We start from the raw sequence: 15,105 nt of genomic DNA, 5'->3' as shown, positions 1-15,105 counted from the left end.
CACCTCAGACCTTCAGGAACCGCTTAATGGACACCGCACTGCCGATTGCCCCCATAATCATGCCCCCCAGCATTACAACACAGGTGACATAATCCAGAAACGGGTACTCCGGAATAAGCGGGAAAAAGGCCAATGTACTGTATATCTTGGCGGTAATCCCCGCGTAGGAAAATCTAAGTATTATCGAAGCAATTAAACTGCCGAACAGGCCCATTACCATACCTTCCAGCACAAACGGCCAACGAATAAACCAGTCTGTGGCCCCAACATATTTCATAATGGCAATTTCCTTCCGGCGGGCAAATACCGTCAATCTTATGGTATTGGCAATAATAAACAAGGTGGCCAGTGCCAGAACAAACATCAAGGCGAAACCAAATATTCGGATAAGACGGGTAATATCAAAAAGATGCTCCATTACATCCTGTCCGTATTTGGCAGCTTCCACCCCTTCGTACTTTTCAATAGCTTCAGCCGCCGTCTTTACCAGTTCAGGCTGAATCAGCATTACCTCAAAGGAATCCGGCAAAGGATTGGTATCATCCAGAGCCTCCAACAGCGTTTTCTGGTCGCCCAACCGCTCCTTGAATTTTTCCATGGCCTCTTCCTTTGGAACAAAGGTAACCTTCTCTACCCCCTGCATATTTTTCAGATCTACTTCCAAAGCTCTGGCGTCATCCCGGGAAAAATTATCCTTCAGATAAACCTTTATCTGAACCTGAGACTCCAGGGACTCCACCATCTTGTTCATATTCATGACCAGCATGAGGAACATACCGAAGATAAACAAGGATACCGCCACCGTACCAACGGAGGCTACCGACATCCAATTGTTGCGCTTTAAGGAGTTGAATACTTCCCGGACAAAGTATTCCAATGTACTAATTTTCATAGCCGTAACCTCCCCGTGCCTCATCCCGGACTATTTCACCATTTTCAATGGCAATAACCCGTTTTTGCATGGCATCCACAATTGTCTTATCGTGAGTTGCCATAACAATAGTGGTACCCGACGCATTTATGCTCTTAAATATATCCATAATACCCCAGGAGGTTTCCGGGTCCAGATTTCCTGTAGGCTCATCAGCGATAACAATAGCCGGATTGTTCACAATAGCCCGGGCAATAGCCACACGCTGCTGCTCACCACCGGACAGCTGGTTCGGGAAGCATTTATACTTATCCCGCAATCCAACAATATCCAATACATTATTTACATTACGCTGCATCATACGGCGAGGGGCCTCAATAACCTGCATAGCGAAAGCAATGTTTTCATACACAGTCTTATCCGGCAGCAAACGGTAATCCTGAAAGATAACCCCTAAGCTACGGCGCAGATATGGGACATCCCGGGGAGACATACGAATAATATCCCGGCCATTTACCGTCAAAATACCGGAAGATGGCAGCACCTCGCGAAACAGCATCTTTATAAAGGTGGACTTGCCGGCACCACTTGGACCGACCAAAAAGACAAATTCACCCTTTTTGATATCTACATTGACATGATTCAAGGCCACGGCACCATTGTCGTATACCTTCATAACATCATTCATATGAATCATAGAGAAACCTCCATTTCTACACTATCTTTTATTCTATCACAAAACTACCTATTCTAAAAGAATAAACAGGATATGAATTCCATTTGCTGACCCGAAAAAAAATGTGCCGAAATGATTTCTCACTTCGGCACATACTGTTGTTTTTATTCTTTAGTGGTCTACATCCACTGGCTTAACCTTGGCCACAATAATCATCATTATTACTGCCAAAATACCAAAGGTAGTTGCCAGACCAGCCCATCCGTTCAATGTAAAGCCATCCACCAAATAGCCTACAAAGCTGGCTCCGGCCACAATCAGCACATAAGGAATCTGAGTACCTACATGGTCCAGATGACTACACTGGGCACCGGCAGATGCCAAAATAGTGGTATCGGAAATCGGTGATGCATGGTCACCGCCCACAGCACCGGACAAGATAGCTGCCACGGTAATAGCCAGCAGATTAACATCATTTGGCCCAATAACAGCCACAGCAATCGGTATCAGGATACCAAATGTACCCCAGGAAGTACCGGTAGCAAATGCCAAAATAATCGCTACAACAAAGAAAATAACCGGCAGGAAGGCAACAACCTCTGTGTTGGCACTAACCAGCATGCCAACATAGCCACCCAGATTCAGATACTTATCGCTGCAGATACCGGATAAAGTCCAGGCAAAGCAAAGAATAAGGTTAGCCGGGGTCATGGCCTTAAAGCCCTGCACAAAGGTCTCGCAGAAGGACTTAAATGTAATAACCTTCCGTGGGAGATATAGTAGTGCCGTAAAAACAAAAGCAATAAAGGAGCCAAATACCAGTGCCTTGGAGGCATCACAATCAGCAAAGGCATCCGCTATGCTCTTGCCTTCATTGATACCGCCGGTATACAGCATGCCGTATACGCAGGCCACAATCAGCACCACCAGTGGCAGTATCAGGTCGAAGATTTTGCCGTTACCGTCCGGGCCTTCCTGCTCACTGTCACGATATTCCTTTGGAACAATGAAATTTTCCTGGTTCTTTTTTACATAAGCGGCCATGGAAAAAACATCCCGCTGGGAAACGATGATGAACAGCATAAACAGCATAGTCATCAGGGCGTACAAGTTAAATGGAATAGTTTGCAAAAATAGGCCAAAGCCGTCAATCTCGCTGCCCTCCGGCAAAGATGAGCCTACAGCTGCCGCCCAGCTGGAAACCGGTGCCAAAATACATACCGGAGCCGCAGTGGCATCGATAATATAGGCCAATTTAGCCCGGGAAATCTTGAACTTATCGGTAATTGGCCGCATAACAGTACCAACAGTAAGGCAGTTGAAATAGTCATCAATAAAAATAACTACCCCCAGCACCGCCGTAAGAAGCATAGCACTGCGGCGTCCCTTGATATTTCTGGCCGCCCATTCACCATAGGCCCGAGTAGCACCGGAACGACTGATTGCCGCCACCAGAATACCAAGGATAACCAGAAATACCAGAATATTGACATTTCCGCCAACCTTGTCAGCCATTACATCAAACATGGTCATTATTGCTTCCAGAACATTAAACTGGGTGTACAGCATCGCACCGGAAAAAATACCGATGAGCAATGACATATACACTTCCTTTGTCAACAAGGCCAACACAATGGTGATTATCGGTGGCAGTATTGACCAAACAGATTCTACCATATATCTTCCCACTTTCTATTTAAGATTAAGAATAAATACTCATTTATTTTAATATAAATTCTCTTTCTTCTCAACCAAAAAATACATAATCAAGCTACCTACTATAATATTTTTTATATAGTTTGTTCAGTCAAATATTTTTGATAACCTAACCGCATCCACGGCTGCCTGCATATCTTCCTCGGACTGAACCAGCGCCATACGGACATACCCCTCCCCGGATGGACCGAAAGCACTGCCCGGAGTTACCAGAACGCCGGTCTTATCCAGCAAATCCTTCACAAACTCCTCCGAGGTGGCATACTTGGCCGGAATTGGTGCCCAAACAAACATTGTTCCCGGTGGCTTATCCATCTGCCAGCCAGCCTCAATCAGTCCATCACACAGCACATCCCGACGCCGCTCGTAGGCCGCCCTGGTCTCTGCCACGATATCCTGATTGCCACTGATGGCTTCAATGGCTGCCGCTTGAATCGGCAGGAACATACCGTAATCAATATTGGATTTCAGCGTTTTTAACATGCCCACTACCTGCTCATTGCCGACACAATAGCCGATACGGGCTCCTGCCAGACCGTAGGTCTTGGAAAGGGAATTGAATTCCACCCCTACCTCCTTGGCCCCCGGCAGCTCCAAAAAGCTGCCCCAGGTAGCTCCGTCAAACACCAGCTCACTGTAGGCATTGTCATGAATAACAATGATGTCATATTTCTTGGCAAATTCGATCAATTCCTCATAGAATTCTCTTGGTGCCATAGCCGCGGTTGGATTATTCGGATAGGATACCAGCATCAGCTTGGCCCGTCTGGCTACATCCGCAGGAATATCCTTCAACTGGATAACATAGTTGTGTTCCTTTTTCTGGGGCATATAGTATAATTCTGCTCCGGCCAGCTTTGGTCCATCGGCAAATATTGGATAGCATGGATCCGAAACCAGCATCAAATCCCCTGGGTCAAGAATGGAAAGAGCAATATGGGCCAACCCGTCCTGGGAACCAATAAGGGAACAAATTTCCTTGTCCGCCTGCAGCTCCACCTTATATCGGCGCTTGTACCAGGTTGCTACAGCATCAAGCATGGCCTTGGTATCAGAAATAGCATACACATAATTGCCCGGATCCATTACCGCCTTGGCCATAGCCTCCATTATCCGCTTATCCGGCGGGATATTCGGAGCTCCAATACTTAAATCAATTACATTTTTCCCTTGGGCTACCCGCTGTTTTCTCATTTCTGCCAGCCGGGAAAACACCCCTTCGCCGAACTGGTCCATTCTCTTTGCAAATTTCATCTTCCCACTCCTAATAATAAAAAACAAAGGGGCTGTTTTACAGCCCCTAATCACAATGCATTATTTAACCCCACGCTAATGGGTGCTAAACCTCCCACTGAATAAGTCTTATTTAAAAAGCTTACTTACAGACCCATTATTATAGATACAGTCAATAAACTCTGCCAGCATTGGAGCCAGGGAAATGGATACTATCTTGGAAGATTTCTTTTCCGGTGGCAATGGGATGGTATTGGTTATTATCAGCTGCTTGATTACAGAGTCATTTATACGCTGTACAGCCGGATCAGTCAAAATACCATGGGTGCAGCAGGCATAAACCTCCTTGGCTCCCATCTTCTTCAACGCCTTGGCTCCCTCGCAGAGAGAACCGGCAGTATCTACCATATCATCAATCATTATGCAGGTCTTGCCCTTGACTTCACCGATAAGGTTCATAACCTCGGCACAGCCTGGACGAGGACGACGCTTTTCCACAATGGCAATACCGGCATCCAAAAGGTCAGCCATCTTGCGGGCTCTGGTTACACCACCCAAATCAGGTGATACAACCACAACATTTTCCAGATTCTGCTCATGGAAATATTCCGCCATAGCAGGTGCTGCAGCCAGATGATCCACTGGAATATCAAAGAACCCCTGAATCTGACCAGCATGCAAATCAACTGTAACCACCCGGTCCATACCAGCAGTATGCATCAGATTGGCCACCAGCTTGGCAGAAATAGGTTCGCGTCCACGGGTCTTCCGATCCTGACGGGCATAGGCATAATAAGGAACAACAGCAGTTACGCTATGGGCCGACGCACGCTTGCAGGCATCAGTCATTATTAAGAGCTCCATCAAGTTCTCATTAACTGGCTGGCAGGTAGGCTGAATAATGAAAATATCCTTACCGCGGATACTTTCGCTGATCATTACCTGAATTTCGCCATTATTGAAATGACCCACCTGAGCCTCGATAAGCTCAATACCAAGGTGCTCGGCAATTTCCTTAGCCAGCTCAGGATTTGCATTACCAGCTAAAAGACGCATGTTACTCTTTGCAGATTGTGACATTTTGTTTTAAGGCCTCCAAATTCATAAAAACAATTTTCAATTTTGGAAAAAAAAATTTCCTCATATATATTATCAGTAAACCACTGAAAATTCCACTTTATTTTTTTCGTTTATCTGCCCATCCGGATATATTTTTTTGGTGAGCCCGGGCGATGGCCAAATCAGCAGCCGGAATGTCCTTGGTAATGGTGGATCCGGCGCCTATATATGCTCCCTCACCTACCGTAACCGGTGCTACCAAAGCTGTCTGGCAACCCACGAAGGCATTGTCGCCAATAACGGTACGATGCTTGTTTTTGCCGTCATAATTTACAGTTACCGTACCGCAACCGCAGTTAACATTCCGGCCTACATCTGCATCACCAATATACTGGAGATGGGGCAGCTTAGTCCCCTCGCCTACATTGGAATTTTTAACCTCAACGAAATTGCCGATATGTACGCCCTTGCCAATATGGGTATTTGGCCGCAGATGTACATATGGACCAAAATCAACTCCATCATCTACGATACAGTCGTGACCATATGCAAAATGGGCCGTTACATCATCACCGATGGTCACATTGCTAAACCGGCAGTTAGGACCAATCTGGCAGTTGGAGCCCACTTTGGTCTTACCCTCCAGCCAGGTGAATGGATAGATAACCGTATCCGCCCCTACCTCAACATCAGCATCCACAAAGGTGCTATCCGGGTCCATCAGGGTAACGCCGTTATCCATCAACTCAATATTCTTCCGACGACGCAAAATCTTTTCTGCGCCGGAAAGCTGTACCCGAGAATTTATTCCCAGGGTAGACTCGTAATCATCAGCCGCTACAGCCCAGATTTTTTCCCCCTGCTCCCGCAGGATACCCAATACATCCGGAAGATAATATTCGCCCTGAGCGTTATCACAGCCCACCTTTTCCAAGGCAGCAAACAAATCCTTGCACTCAAAGCAATAAATACCGGAGTTTACTTCCTTGACCTGGCGTTCTTCCTCCGTGGCATCCTTTTGCTCCACAATCTTGGCCACATCGCCATCCGCTGTACGGATGATTCGCCCATAACCGGTCGCATCCGGCATGATAGCTGTAAGAACCGTTGCCTTGGCCCCAGCCGCCTTGTGGCCCTCATACAGCTTGGTAATTAAATCGGCCGTAACCAATGGGGTATCACCGCAAAGCACCATAACAGTACCATTTTCCTGAGCCAAAAGCGGTGCAGCCTGCTTTACCGCATGGCCAGTCCCCAGCTGCTCGGCCTGTACCACAAATTCAGCCTGATCGCCCATGGCTTCCTTTACTTTCTCACCGCCAAAGCCAACAACAACCACATTGCGTTTTGACCCTGCCTTAGTAGCAGCATCCAACACATGCTGCAGCATGGACTTTCCGGCCACCTTATGCAAAACCTTTGGCAGCTTGGACTTCATTCTGGTGCCCTTGCCCGCCGCTAATATTACTGTAACTAAATCCAGCATTAAAATTGCCTCCAATTATTATCTATATTATTTTTCTTTCTTTTCCCGCTGTTGCTTTAAAGCTTCCATGCTCTGCAGCAGGGTCTGCTCGGATTTTTCCATATGGTATTCCGCCGCAGCCTGAGCCTCAGCCACATCCCCCTGAGCGATGGCATCCACAATCCGGCGATGCTCCTCCAAAGTAGCCTTCAGACGCCCCGGGAAGGCCATGGATGTCGAACGGAATCTGGTGAGCTGCTCCCGCAGATTAAAAATTATCCCTACCAGTCGGGAATTGCGGCTGGCCTGATACAGCAGGTCATGAAATTCTGTATCAGTTTCGACAATTTTTTCCATATCGTTGGCCTCAATATAGCCACCAATGGCCACCAACAGCCGCTGCAAACGCTCTAACTCCTCATCGGTAATCCGCTCCGCAGCCAGTCCGCTGGCCAATGAATCCAAGGATGTACGAATTTCAAACACCTCGTTGACATCCCTGATAGACAAGTTGGCCACATAAGTACCACGACGAGGCATCATAATGACATACCCCTCCAGCTCCAGCTTACGGATGGCCTCCCGTACCGGCGTACGGCTCACTCCCAGCTCCTCGGCCAACTGGATTTCCATCAATCTTTCCCCCGGCTTCAGGGTGCCCTTGCGAATAGCATCCCGCAAGGTTTCACACACTACCTCCCGCAGGGGCTGATAACTGTCTAATTTAATAGGTGATAATTTATGCTCCATCATTAACCTCGATTTCTGCCAATGGTTTTGGCGGTAAATACCGCCGCCTTACTGTCCAGCCCCCGGATTTTTTCGGCGATTTTCTCCGCCACAGCTTTATCCGGTGCAATGGCAAACACCGTAGGGCCACTTCCCGACATCATACTGGCCAGTGCTCCGGCCTCCAGCATGGTCTGCTTGTAGGTGTCGATAATGGCACACTCACTTATGGTAACACTTTCCAACACATTACACAACAATTTACTTATTGATGAAATATTCTTAGCCTCTATAGCAGCCAACATCGCCTTGTTATCGGGATGTGCTCCTGTATAGCCCGCATCATAAGTTTTATAGGCCCAAGCCGTAGACACCCCCACCTGCGGTTTGGCCAGTACAATATCCATCTCCGGTACATCCGGCAGCCGTTGTAAAACTTCGCCCCGGCCAGTGGCCAGCATTGTTCCTTCCATCAGGCAAAATGGAATATCCGATCCCAGTCTTGCCCCCAACAGGCATAGCTGGTCTTCGGTCAATTTCAGATCAAACAGCCTATTCATGCCCTTCAGGACAGCAGCAGCATCAGTAGAGCCTCCAGCCAGTCCGGCAGCAATAGGAATGCGTTTCTCCAATTTTATTTTCACACCGGATGATAGTCCATACTCCTTCATTATCAGTTCAGCAGCCCGATAACAGAGGTTGGTCTTATCAGCCGGCAAATCAGAACCGACTATTTCCAGCTCGATACCGGCAGCGATTTGCTCCAGCTGCAGCGTATCATGTAGACTGACCCCCTGCATCACCATGGCTACTTCATGGAAACCATCATCTCGTTTGCCCAGAATGTCCAGGGTCAAATTTATTTTCGCGTTGGCGTCAATGGACAGCACCTTTCAGGACTCCTTCAAAAAAATATGCTTTAATATTTAACGGTTAGATTTTATCAACTTTTACATTTTTCTTCAAGTCGAATAACAACTATTGACTTTTACTTTTTCTCCCTTGATAATTATGGAATAGGAGCTGGTGTAAATATGTATGATTTATTGCTGGAAAATAGACTTATATTATATTGTATGGTTGCTGCCATTTTTCTTGTGGTGAACTTAATCGCTTTGCTACTGATTAAATATCTGCTGCCATGGCAGGGAATGCGGGTGATGCGAAAATTTAAAATTCGCCCAAAAAGCCGGCGGATTTTGCCTCTGTTAAATCTTATGGGGCAGTTAATCGTCAGCCTGTCCGGTTCGGTGGTCAAGGGAGTGCCTATTGTCTCGGATATTATTCCCACCGGTACTACCCCATCCAAATTACTTGTTCTGGCCGCTTCGGCGGAAGCCGGTGTTAAACACCCGTTAGCGGAAGCTATTCTGGAATGGGCCGATGATAAACAGCTATCTCTTATGGAAGCATCTGCCACCAATGCTGTCCCAGGAAAAGGTGTAGAGGCCCTTATAAATCATCAGGAAATTCGAGTTGGTACAGCGGCTTTTTTGAAGGATCACGGTGTAAAGATATCCGCTGAAATACTTACCAAGGCTGACCAGTTGGCCGCCAAGGGACATATTATTGCCTTTGTCAGTATTGACAGTTATTGTCGAGGCTTCATCGTATTTACCGATAACATTCGGGAAACTGTGCCCGGTGCTGTACGGGCTCTGGATGAATACGGAGTGTCCGTTGGCATCTTTACCAGTACAGTTGGCAGCACGGCCCGCTATATTGCCCGTCAAGCCGGCATCCCAACAGTAAAAGCTGAACTCTCCTCCATGGAAAAGGCCAAGGAGTTTATCGTCTTAAAGACCAAGGACAGTCTGGTGGGAGCCATTGCCACTACCCGCAATTCGGTGGTGCTGGCTCAGAGCGCTGACATCAGCTTTGCGCTAAGCATTTCCGAGGAGCATCTAAAAAATGACTGTGATGTGTACATTGACAGCGTGGACTTTGGCAACATCCTGTCTGCCATCGATATTTCCCGTTACACATACAGCAAGCGGAAAAACGGTATCATTCTCGTGGTTCTGTTCAACCTGATTTTAGGGGCTATAACAAGTTATTTGGTGGCAGAAACCACCCTGCCCTTCTTTGCCCCAATTCTACCAATACTGGCTGGTATTCTGGCCCTTATCGGCATTATAGCCAACCAGCTTACCTTTAATTACTAAGACTATCCCAAAGGAGTTAATAAAATGGATAAAGAGGAATTTGCCAAATTAGTTGATATAGTATTGGCCACCAGTGCCAACCCACCGGCTGAGCTATTTGCCAAGGGCTATGATGATTGGCACTGCCGGGCCCGGCTGGCTCATTTTCTGTCCATGCCGGAAATAAATAAAATGCCCCAGGCCAAGGAATTGTTTATTTCCGTAAAGGATGTTGAGCCAGATGAAGCCGATAGCCAGGATATCGAGGAAAAGGTCTATGCTATGCAGCATCTGAGTCAGCTGGAAAAAGATGAAGAGGATTATGAAAATGCCCTCAACCACATCAATCTGGCCATTGAAGCCGCCGAGTCCTATGATTTCCTGTATAAATACATTTTACGGGGTGAGCTGTGGGCTGAGCGCTGGAATTTGCTGCATCTGCTAAACCAGACCGAAGTGGCGGAAGCCGAAGTAAATGAACGAATCGAGGTTTTTGAAGATATTCCCATCGAGCATAACAGCTACCTGTATTACGGCTACCGGTTCAAGGCTCAGTTAGCTGCTGAAAAGGGTGTGGCGCTTATCGCCAAGGATTATATGCATATGGCCCTAAAATCCATGGAAATTACCACTGAATATAAAGAAAAGCTGGATACGGCCTTTGCGGCAGAGCATGAAAATATTTCCTGGATATTGGCTGAAATCGACAAAGCTACGCCAAATCCGGATAACCTTCATTGGGATATATAATAACGGACATAAAAAAAGCTGGGTTTCAAACCCAGCTTTTATATTGAAAAACTTAATCCAGTGTTCCCTTTAAATCGTTATCCGTCATAGCGCATACGCAGGAATCTGACCATACATTTTCTGCTGTCTCAATCATATCAATAATGGTATAAATTGGCAGGATGACACCCATTATCCCCAATGGAGCCCCCATGGAGGACATCAAAGACAAGGTAAGGAAGTAGCATCCCATCGGTACACCGGCATTGCCCACTGCCGCAAAAACGGCCACAAAAAGCCAAGTCAGCATAGTCCCCATGCTAAGTTCAAACCCGGCATTCTGCATTACAAACAGGGATGTCACCAGTATGAAGGCAGCACAACCATTCATATTGATAGTGGTGCAGATTGGCAGTACAAAGCGGGATACCTTTTTATTAACCTTCAGATTATCCTCAGCCGAGGCCATAGTAACCGGCAAAGTTGCCGCCGAGCTCTTGGTAAACAGGGCAACAGCCAAAGCCGGAGCCATTTTCTTGAAAACAGTGAAAGGGTTTAACCCGCGAATAAGCAGGAAAATTGGCAATACGATAAAGAACTGAAGGAAATTGCCTCCCATTACAACTGCCACATATTTTCCCAAGGAACCTACAATAACACCGGCTTCTATCTGAGCCGCCAGCTGACCGGCAAAGGCCAAGATGCCCACCGGCAGGGCCCAAACAATCCCCTTAATCAAGGTAAAGAGCAGTTCCTGCAAGCCATTGATTACCTTTAAAAGCATTTCGGTATTTTCGGATTTCGGCATAAAAGCCAAGCCCAAACCAACGGCAAAGGCAATCAACAGTACAGACAGTACATTGCCGGCAATGAACGGTTGCAAAATATTATTTGGAATTACGGACAAGAAATGATCATAGTATGATAGCTTGCCTAATTTATCCGGAACATCAGCCACACCAGCCCCAATCACATCTGCTGGCAGATTTTCCGGTGCAATGGAAATATATAAGGCCAATCCCACAGCAGCTGCTGCAAAGGTAGTAAGCAGCGTATACACCACTGCATGACTGAATATCCGTCCGGTTTCTTTCTTGGCTCCCAGAGAAGACAAAGTGGTAATAACAGCCAAAGCTATAGTCGGTACCGCTACAAACTGGAACAGTCTGGTAAATACCGTGGCCACAAAATTAAAGGCGTCATTCAGCGTAGGAATGTTGCACCAACCTAAAATACCACCTACAATCAGTGCGCCAAACCAAAGAACCATCTGCTTGACCTGCCCCTTACGGTCAGTTTGGTCCATAGCCGCCTGCGCCTTTTCCTTGACATCATTTTCTGACGACATAAACATCACACTCTCTTTCACACAATTTACATACCTAATCAATAGGTATATAAATAATGCTACTATTTATGCCTATTTATGTCAAGACGAACCTTTTTTTCTTTATTCTGTTGGCGACGAAATTTGAAAAACCGTTTCATAATCCCTGCACATTCATCCTCCAGCACCCCGGCCGTTACCTCAACTTGATGGTTTAAGTTAGGATTGGTCAGTACATTAAAGATGGAATGAACGGCACCGGCCTTTACATCAGCCCCTCCGTATACCACCCGGTCAATCCGGCTGTTAACTATAGCCCCGGCGCACATTGGACATGGTTCAATCGTCACATATAGTGTTGTCCCACTCAGCCGCCACCGATCCAGTCGTTTATTGGCCGCCCGAATAGCCTCCATCTCAGCGTGGGCTGTGGCATCCTTGTCCCTTTCCCGTAAATTATGCCCTACAGACACAACAGTGCCGTCCTCATCAACAAGGACGGCACCTATCGGAACCTCCCCAAGCTCGTAAGCCTTTTCGGCTTCAGCCAGGGCAAGATGCATAAACTTTTCATCATCTAAAACCATACACTCAACCTATCTCTCCGCTAAAGAACCCCAAATCCACCCCATTCACATAAAACAGGGACTGGGTAACCTTTTGGCAATCCAACACATAAGCCTCCGGAACCTCAACCTCACCGTTCTGTTCCTTCATTTTTTCCACCAGCATTCTGTGAAACGGTGATTTACCATTATACTGATCATCACGGCTGTTTTTCCGCAGGAAAGGACTGTTAACATTGCAGTCAACGCCTTTTACTCTGGCCACTTTTCCAACTTTTTCCAACATGATGATCACCCCGTTTCAAAACATCTACAACTTCTTTTCCTCCAAATAGATAAACTTAGTGAAAAAATATCTTTCTTGCACAATATATCGACATAATTGAGGGGTAAATTAAATTCTGTTATTTTTCCCTGAATACACAAAGACCTGCAGCAGCGCTACAGGTCTTTTATGTTATTGCATAATATTCACTTTTAAGAATTACTTCTTCAGTGCATCGCCCAGGTTGTTCTGAGTGTTACGAGCTGCCTGTACAGACTCAGCAAAACGCTCAGCCTCAACACCTTCAAGCTTCAGCTCAACAATCTTCTCAACACCGTTCTCACCGAGAACTACAGGAACACCGATGCACAGGTCATTCTCGCCATACTCGCCTTCGAGGTATACGCAGCAAGGGATGAGCTTCTTGCCGTCAGTGATAATGGACTTAACCAATTCTCCGGCAGCTGCACCAGGAGCATACCAAGCAGAAGTACCCAACAGACCGGTCAGTGTAGCGCCGCCAACCTTAGTCTTAGCAATCGCATCCTCAAGTTCAGCATCACTCAGGAACTGAGTAACAGGGATACCCTTGTATGTAGCGATAGAACCAAGTGGAACCATAGTCTTGTCACTGTGACCACCGATAACCATGCCATCAATATCGGTAGGAGTAGCAGGATAGCCCTTCTCCTTCAGAGCAAGGGAAAGGAAATAACGGAAACGGGAGCTGTCAAGCATACCACCCATACCGATTACCTTGTTCTTAGGAAGGCCGGAGTTCTTAAATGCCAAATAAGTCATTGCATCCATAGGGTTGGAAATAACAATGAAGATAGCATCCGGAGAATATTTAACAGCCTGCTCGATAACACTGCCTACGATACCAGCATTAACGCCGATGAGGTCCTCACGGCTCATGCCAGGCTTACGAGGAATACCGGAAGTAATAACAACAACTTTGGAACCTGCAGTAGCAGAGTAATCATTGGTAACACCAGTGATAGTAGTGTCAAAGTTGAGAATCTGAGAGGTCTGCATCATATCCATTGCCTTACCTTCAGCAACGCCCTCTTTAATATCGAGAAGAACTACCTCACTGCAATAACCTGCGCTAGCGATAACATTCGCTGCGGTAGCACCTACATTACCTGCGCCTACAACTGTAACTTTCATAATTTTACATTCCTCCTTTTATTCATGACAAGCTGTGATTTCCTACACAGCCTGAACCTTTAACTAATGATATTATAACAAATACTTATGAAATAATCAATTAAATACACGGTAATAAGAAAATAGAGTGTGATAAAATACCACACTCTATCAATCATTTAGAATACCCATTTTACTTTATCATATAATTTCAGCTATTAGGGAGTTGTATAAAAAACTGCGGTCAAAATGATTACTCATCTCAACCGCAGTGTTTCTACGCTTTGGACATTTTATTAACTTAGTATTTTTTATTTACGCCCTATACGGGCCAAAATCTTTTCATAAAATTCAAACGGAACATTCATATTGCCCTCGTGGCCGGTGCCCAGCTCTATGCCCCGGCGGTTGGCGCCGTGGAAATCGGTGCCGCCGGTGGCCAGCATATTGTACTTCTCTATCATGCGGGCTGCAAATTCCCCGTCCTCAGGGGAATAATTTGGATAATACCTCTCCATGCCATCAAGGCCGAAGGACATAAGCTCCTTTAGGGCCTCCTCCTTCTTTGCCCAGGACCAGCCCTTCATGCCAATATCCTTATGATAATGGGCCAAAGATGTTACACCACCTGCTTTTCTGATTGCCGGCAGAGCCTCCTCAGCGTAAATATCACCATAAACGCCGGCGGCCTTTAATCCCGGATTCAAATATTCATCCCACAGCTTTTTTATTGGGCAGGGCAGATTCATAGCTACCAGCGTACGCATAATGGCATAACGGTCCAGATGAACGGCAGCATGACTCCTTACCATGTCCATGGTGATGTCCAAGCCCTTGTTTTGAATATATGCCACCACCTGATCCATATTCTTTTCCTTGTTATGACGAATTTTGCCGTAGAGCTGTTTAAAGGCAGGATTTGCCTCGTCAAAGCCCAGGCACACGATATGCAGCTTGTGGTCCTCGTAGGCCACCGTCATTTCCATACCGTTTATGAAATTAACCCCCAGCTTTTTGGCTTCATCTGCCGCTTCCCCATTTCCCGCAATGGATTCATGGTCAGTGAGGGTCACTGCCTCCAGCCCCCGTTCCCTAGCCAGTCGCATTAGCTCCATGGGGGTATAGCTACCATCTGAAACTGTTGAGTGAACATGTAAATCTATCATAATATCA

The 15,105-nt window shown here is 46.4% G+C and carries 15 protein-coding genes; 2 read left to right on the top strand and 13 right to left on the bottom strand.

Going from position 1 to position 15,105, the window contains the following annotated elements; translation table 11 throughout:
- Positions 1-4 precede the first annotated feature (4 nt).
- From ftsX to ispE, 8 genes are all read right to left on the bottom strand, one after another.
- Positions 5-892: a permease-like cell division protein FtsX gene (ftsX, locus tag QZV24_RS01795; RefSeq protein WP_294519239.1), complete on the bottom strand. Its 888-nt coding sequence runs from the start codon at positions 890-892 to the stop codon at positions 5-7.
- Positions 882-1,568 carry a cell division ATP-binding protein FtsE gene (gene ftsE / locus QZV24_RS01790; protein ID WP_290655003.1) on the bottom strand — a complete coding sequence of 229 codons (687 nt, stop codon included), beginning with the start codon at positions 1,566-1,568 and terminating at the stop codon, positions 882-884. The genes ftsX and ftsE overlap by 11 nt, the downstream gene beginning before the upstream one ends.
- A 150-nt stretch (positions 1,569-1,718) precedes the next feature.
- Positions 1,719-3,224 (bottom strand): Na+/H+ antiporter NhaC family protein, encoded by a 1,506-nt coding sequence (locus QZV24_RS01785; protein ID WP_294519235.1) that lies wholly within the window; start codon positions 3,222-3,224, stop codon positions 1,719-1,721.
- A 126-nt stretch (positions 3,225-3,350) separates the two neighbouring features.
- Positions 3,351-4,517: an aminotransferase class I/II-fold pyridoxal phosphate-dependent enzyme gene (locus tag QZV24_RS01780; protein WP_294519233.1), complete on the bottom strand. Its 1,167-nt coding sequence runs from the start codon at positions 4,515-4,517 to the stop codon at positions 3,351-3,353.
- A 108-nt stretch (positions 4,518-4,625) separates the two neighbouring features.
- Positions 4,626-5,576 (bottom strand): ribose-phosphate pyrophosphokinase, encoded by a 951-nt coding sequence (locus QZV24_RS01775; RefSeq protein WP_294519230.1) that lies wholly within the window; start codon positions 5,574-5,576, stop codon positions 4,626-4,628.
- A 97-nt stretch (positions 5,577-5,673) separates the two neighbouring features.
- Entirely contained in the window at positions 5,674-7,041 is a 1,368-nt protein-coding gene (gene glmU, locus QZV24_RS01770; protein WP_294519227.1) for a bifunctional UDP-N-acetylglucosamine diphosphorylase/glucosamine-1-phosphate N-acetyltransferase GlmU, read from the bottom strand.
- Positions 7,042-7,068: 27 nt separating this feature from the next.
- Positions 7,069-7,770, bottom strand: a complete 702-nt coding sequence (locus QZV24_RS01765; RefSeq protein WP_290655080.1) for a GntR family transcriptional regulator — start codon at positions 7,768-7,770, stop codon at positions 7,069-7,071.
- A gap of 2 nt (positions 7,771-7,772) precedes the next feature.
- Positions 7,773-8,639 carry a 4-(cytidine 5'-diphospho)-2-C-methyl-D-erythritol kinase gene (ispE, locus tag QZV24_RS01760; protein WP_294519223.1) on the bottom strand — a complete coding sequence of 289 codons (867 nt, stop codon included), beginning with the start codon at positions 8,637-8,639 and terminating at the stop codon, positions 7,773-7,775.
- Between the two features lie 144 nt (positions 8,640-8,783).
- On the opposite strand from ispE, the gene QZV24_RS01755 reads away from it, so the two are divergent.
- Positions 8,784-9,914, top strand: a complete 1,131-nt coding sequence (locus QZV24_RS01755) for an HAD family hydrolase (protein ID WP_294519220.1) — start codon at positions 8,784-8,786, stop codon at positions 9,912-9,914.
- 24 nt (positions 9,915-9,938) lie between these two features.
- Positions 9,939-10,643 (top strand): tetratricopeptide repeat protein, encoded by a 705-nt coding sequence (locus tag QZV24_RS01750; protein ID WP_294519217.1) that lies wholly within the window; start codon positions 9,939-9,941, stop codon positions 10,641-10,643.
- 52 nt (positions 10,644-10,695) lie between these two features.
- Here the strand turns inward: QZV24_RS01750 and QZV24_RS01745 are convergent, their stop codons facing one another.
- The 5 genes from QZV24_RS01745 to QZV24_RS01725 all read right to left on the bottom strand — a co-directional run bounded on the left by QZV24_RS01745 (position 10,696) and on the right by QZV24_RS01725 (position 15,098).
- The gene (locus QZV24_RS01745; RefSeq protein ID WP_294519214.1) at positions 10,696-11,970 is read right to left on the bottom strand and encodes a dicarboxylate/amino acid:cation symporter; all 1,275 of its coding nucleotides are present in this window, start codon (positions 11,968-11,970) and stop codon (positions 10,696-10,698) included.
- Between the two features lie 62 nt (positions 11,971-12,032).
- A complete protein-coding gene (gene tadA, locus QZV24_RS01740; RefSeq protein ID WP_294519211.1) occupies positions 12,033-12,536 on the bottom strand; it encodes a tRNA adenosine(34) deaminase TadA in 504 nt (167 codons plus the stop codon).
- 4 nt (positions 12,537-12,540) lie between these two features.
- Positions 12,541-12,801 (bottom strand): hypothetical protein, encoded by a 261-nt coding sequence (locus QZV24_RS01735; RefSeq protein WP_294519208.1) that lies wholly within the window; start codon positions 12,799-12,801, stop codon positions 12,541-12,543.
- Between the two features lie 198 nt (positions 12,802-12,999).
- Positions 13,000-13,953: a malate dehydrogenase gene (locus tag QZV24_RS01730; RefSeq protein ID WP_294519206.1), complete on the bottom strand. Its 954-nt coding sequence runs from the start codon at positions 13,951-13,953 to the stop codon at positions 13,000-13,002.
- 290 nt (positions 13,954-14,243) lie between these two features.
- Positions 14,244-15,098 carry a PHP domain-containing protein gene (locus QZV24_RS01725; RefSeq protein WP_294519203.1) on the bottom strand — a complete coding sequence of 285 codons (855 nt, stop codon included), beginning with the start codon at positions 15,096-15,098 and terminating at the stop codon, positions 14,244-14,246.
- Positions 15,099-15,105 lie beyond the last annotated feature (7 nt).

Origin of the sequence: uncultured Anaerovibrio sp. (assembly GCA_902786545.1) — a bacterium.
Classification (GTDB): domain Bacteria; phylum Bacillota; class Negativicutes; order Selenomonadales; family Selenomonadaceae; genus Anaerovibrio.
This window is presented reverse-complemented; position numbering and strand designations above follow the sequence as displayed.

What these genes read in the sequence shown, in the direction of transcription:
- ftsX (WP_294519239.1), bottom strand. Translation starts at nt 892, where the DNA reads ATGAAAATTAGTACATTGGAATACTTTGTCCGGGAAGTATTCAACTCC.
- QZV24_RS01755 (WP_294519220.1), top strand. Translation starts at nt 8,784, where the DNA reads ATGTATGATTTATTGCTGGAAAATAGACTTATATTATATTGTATGGTT.
- QZV24_RS01745 (WP_294519214.1), bottom strand. Translation starts at nt 11,970, where the DNA reads ATGTCGTCAGAAAATGATGTCAAGGAAAAGGCGCAGGCGGCTATGGAC.
- QZV24_RS01735 (WP_294519208.1), bottom strand. Translation starts at nt 12,801, where the DNA reads ATGTTGGAAAAAGTTGGAAAAGTGGCCAGAGTAAAAGGCGTTGACTGC.
- QZV24_RS01730 (WP_294519206.1), bottom strand. Translation starts at nt 13,953, where the DNA reads ATGAAAGTTACAGTTGTAGGCGCAGGTAATGTAGGTGCTACCGCAGCG.
- QZV24_RS01750 (WP_294519217.1), top strand. Translation starts at nt 9,939, where the DNA reads ATGGATAAAGAGGAATTTGCCAAATTAGTTGATATAGTATTGGCCACC.
- QZV24_RS01725 (WP_294519203.1), bottom strand. Translation starts at nt 15,098, where the DNA reads ATGATAGATTTACATGTTCACTCAACAGTTTCAGATGGTAGCTATACC.
- ftsE (WP_290655003.1), bottom strand. Translation starts at nt 1,568, where the DNA reads ATGATTCATATGAATGATGTTATGAAGGTATACGACAATGGTGCCGTG.
- QZV24_RS01785 (WP_294519235.1), bottom strand. Translation starts at nt 3,224, where the DNA reads ATGGTAGAATCTGTTTGGTCAATACTGCCACCGATAATCACCATTGTG.
- tadA (WP_294519211.1), bottom strand. Translation starts at nt 12,536, where the DNA reads ATGGTTTTAGATGATGAAAAGTTTATGCATCTTGCCCTGGCTGAAGCC.
- QZV24_RS01765 (WP_290655080.1), bottom strand. Translation starts at nt 7,770, where the DNA reads ATGGAGCATAAATTATCACCTATTAAATTAGACAGTTATCAGCCCCTG.
- glmU (WP_294519227.1), bottom strand. Translation starts at nt 7,041, where the DNA reads ATGCTGGATTTAGTTACAGTAATATTAGCGGCGGGCAAGGGCACCAGA.
- QZV24_RS01780 (WP_294519233.1), bottom strand. Translation starts at nt 4,517, where the DNA reads ATGAAATTTGCAAAGAGAATGGACCAGTTCGGCGAAGGGGTGTTTTCC.
- QZV24_RS01775 (WP_294519230.1), bottom strand. Translation starts at nt 5,576, where the DNA reads ATGTCACAATCTGCAAAGAGTAACATGCGTCTTTTAGCTGGTAATGCA.